This window comes from Campylobacter concisus (assembly GCF_902460625.1).
GTDB classification, from domain to species: Bacteria; Campylobacterota; Campylobacteria; order Campylobacterales; family Campylobacteraceae; genus Campylobacter_A; species Campylobacter_A concisus_AD.
In genome coordinates this window covers 105,711-108,712 of sequence record NZ_CABPUT010000009.1, presented here as the reverse complement: position 1 = coordinate 108,712, position 3,002 = coordinate 105,711, and the positions used below count along the sequence as shown (strand labels likewise).

The following is a 3,002-nucleotide window of genomic DNA, read 5'->3' as shown; positions in this document are numbered from 1 at the left end:
TCGCTTTTAAACAAATAAATTTATAAAATATATTAAGCAAAAATTAATTTTGTATTTTTTTATAAATTTACAAACGATTTTTAGCTAAAATCGAGCAAAATTTAAAACTAACGAGGATAAAAATGCAAAATTTAGATATAAGAAAGGCATATCTTGATTTTTTTAAATCAAAAGGTCACGAAGTCGTAGCTTCAGCACCACTCGTGCCAAACGATGCAACACTACTTTTCACAAATGCTGGTATGGTGCCGTTTAAGAGCATTTTCACAGGCGAAGTGCCACGTCCAACACCACCTATCCGCACTAGCTGTCAGACCTGCATAAGAGCTGGCGGAAAGCACAACGACCTAGATAACGTCGGCTACACAGCGCGCCACCACACATTTTTTGAAATGCTTGGAAATTTTAGCTTTGGCGAATACTTCAAAAAAGAGGCGATCGCTTACGCTTGGGGATTTGTAACAGAAGTACTAAAACTACCAAAAGACAAACTTTATGTAACCGTTCATGAAAGCGATGATGAAGCATTTGAAATTTGGAGCACTCACATCGCAAAAGAGAGAATTTACCGCTTTGGTGACCACGATAACTTCTGGCAGATGGGCGATACTGGACCATGCGGCCCTTGTAGTGAAATTTTTTACGATCAAGGCGCTGAACACTTCAATACACCTGAAGACTACATGGGCGGCGATGGAGATAGATTTTTAGAGATCTGGAACCTTGTTTTCATGCAGTATGAAAGAAGCGCTGATGGCAAACTAAGCCCATTACCAAAGCCAAGCATTGATACTGGCATGGGACTTGAGCGTGTTACTGCTATCTTGCAAGGTAAATTTAGCAACTACGATAGCTCACTTTTTATGCCGCTAATTAACGAAGTAGCAAAGCTTTGTGGCAAGCCATACGTCTATGAAAGTGGCGCTAGCTACCGCGTCATAAGCGATCACATCCGCTCGGTCACATTTTTGCTGGCTCAGGGCACGACATTTGATAAAGAAGGCCGTGGCTACGTGCTTCGCCGCATCTTACGCCGTGCGATCCGCCATGGATACTTGCTAGGCATAAAAGAGCCATTTATGTATAAGCTTGTCGATAAAGTTTGCGAGCTAATGGGCGAGCACTACACCTATCTAAATGAGAAAAAAGCGGCTGTAAAAGAGCAGATCAAGCTTGAAGAAGAGAGATTTCTAGCGACTATTGCTAGCGGTTTGGAGCTATTTGAGAGCGAGCTTAAAAATACAAAAGAAATTTTTAGCGGAGAGGCTGCGTTTAAGCTTTATGACACATTTGGCTTTCCACTTGATCTAACAGCTGATATGCTTAGAGAAAAGGGTCTAAAGGTCGATGAGGCAAGGTTTGATGAGCTTATGAGTGAGCAAAAAGCACGTGCAAAAGCTGCCTGGAAAGGCAGTGGCGACAAGAGCGCGAAGGGCGACTTTAAAGAGCTACTTGAAAAATTTGGCGAGAATAAATTTATAGGCTACGAAGAGCTTAAGAGCAAAAGTAAAATTCTAGCCCTGCTTGATGAAGAATTTAAAAATGTAGATAGTTTAGATGCTGGCAAAGAGGGCTGGGTGATGTTTGACGTCACTCCATTTTATGCTCAAAGTGGCGGCCAATGCGGTGATAGCGGTAAGATAGTAGGCAAAGCAAATGTGCTTGATACACAAAAATTTCATGGGCTAAATTTATCTTTAGTAAAAACTACCGTGGCACTAAAAGTTGACGACGAAGTAGAGCTTGAAGTTTCTAGCGATAGAGCAGAAACTGCACGTCATCACAGCGCTACACACTTGCTTCACGCAGCCCTTAGAAGCGTGCTTGGCACGCATATCGCTCAAGCTGGCTCAAACGTCGAGGCAGATAGGCTAAGGTTTGACTTCTCTCATCCAAAGGCGCTTACTAGCGAAGAAATTTCAAAGGTCGAAAACCTTGTAAATGAGTGGATCTTAAGCGGTGCAAATGCAAAAACGCAGGTTATGGAGCTTGAAGAGGCTAAAAAAAGCGGAGCTATCGCGCTATTTAATGAAAAATACGCTGATAATGTAAGAGTCGTTAGCTTTGGCGACGTCAGCAAAGAGCTTTGCGGCGGCACACACGTAAAAAATATAGATGAGATCGGATCGTTTTTCATCACAAAAGAGAGTGGCGTAAGTGCTGGCGTTAGGCGTATAGAAGCTGTTTGCTCAAGGGCTGCGCTAAATTTAGCAAGATCATTTAGAGCCGAGCTTGACGAGCTAAAAGATGAGCTAAAGAGCACCGAGCCACTAAATGCGGTCAAAAAGCTAAAAAATGAACTAAGAGTTTTAAAAGACAAACTAAAAAATGCTAAAAATTCTCATGAGCTAGTCTATTTAGATATAAATAAAACCAAACTTTGCGTCACAAGCGTAGATGGTGGAGATATAAAAACTTTAATAGATGAGTTTAAAAACGAGCATGAAAGTGCTGCTATTTTACTGATCCAAACAGATGAAGAGGGTAAAATTTCTCTTGCAGCTGGCGTTAAAAATGCTCCTTTAAAAGCAGGTGCTTGGGTAAAATTTGCAGCACAAATTTTAGGTGGCAATGGCGGTGGCAAAGATGACTTTGCGACAGCCGGTGGCAAAGATGCATCAATGATAGAAGATGCGATAAAAGACTCACTTGAGTATGCAAGGCAAGCCCTAGAAAAATGAGTCATTACGATATAGCTTTTATAAAATTTGACCAAGTAGTACTATTTTTGCATGTATGCTTTGTAGCTCTTTTTGTGGGGCTACAAGCCGGTCTTGTGCTTGTTGGAAGCTACTTTATAAAAAATAAATTTGAAGACAAGGAACGCTATCACATCTTACTTCACATTATAAGACGCTTTGGCATTGCGATTTTCATACTAATCCTTTGCGTGATAGCGACAAGCATAGTTATAATTTTTGGATTTTATGATGCAAATTTGACAAATCCTATGGCAAGTGCAATGGTAGCAACAAAATGTGCAATAGAACTATTTTTGTTAT

General features: G+C 40.8%; 2 protein-coding genes. Both read left to right on the top strand.

The genetic code is table 11. From position 1 onward, the window contains the following. Window positions 1-122 precede the first annotated feature (122 nt). Window positions 123-2,681, top strand: a complete 2,559-nt coding sequence (gene alaS, locus F3G69_RS07735; protein ID WP_149714900.1) for an alanine--tRNA ligase — start codon at window positions 123-125, stop codon at window positions 2,679-2,681. Further along, window positions 2,678-3,002, top strand: a 325-nt coding sequence (locus F3G69_RS07730) for a 3-isopropylmalate dehydratase (RefSeq protein ID WP_149714951.1), incomplete at its 3' end; no start/stop codon positions are given. The genes alaS and F3G69_RS07730, both read left to right, overlap by 4 nt.

What these genes read in the sequence shown, in the direction of transcription:
- alaS (WP_149714900.1), top strand. Translation starts at nt 123, where the DNA reads ATGCAAAATTTAGATATAAGAAAGGCATATCTTGATTTTTTTAAATCA.